The sequence below is a fragment of the Pseudomonas sp. HY2-MNA-CIBAN-0224 genome (genome assembly GCF_040310285.1).
Lineage (GTDB): Bacteria > Pseudomonadota > Gammaproteobacteria > Pseudomonadales > Pseudomonadaceae > Aquipseudomonas > Aquipseudomonas helleri.
Window position 1 is genome coordinate 1 of record NZ_JBEOPQ010000704.1, and the last position, 256, is coordinate 256.

Below are 256 nucleotides of genomic sequence, written 5' to 3' on the forward strand. Positions count from 1 at the left end.
CTGCCACTAACGTCAAAGTATTTATTGAAACCGGTCCAGGCGAGGGCGCTTTAGCTGATCCAAGTGAGCCACGCGCACTCAGTACAGAAGAGGTGGGCGAGTTGGTCGCGATGTATGCACAAGCTGCTCGCAACGCAATAAAAGCTGGAGTTGACGGGGTAGAGCTGCATTGTGCCAATGGTTATTTAGTGAATCAATTCATCTCTGAGCATAGCAATACACGCGATGATCAATATGGTGGTTCACTGTCTAATCG

General features: G+C 48.8%; 1 protein-coding gene. It reads left to right on the plus strand.

From position 1 onward, the window contains the following. Nucleotides 1-256, plus strand: a 256-nt coding sequence (locus AAEZ03_RS28140) for an oxidoreductase (RefSeq protein ID WP_502947982.1), incomplete at both ends; no start/stop codon positions are given.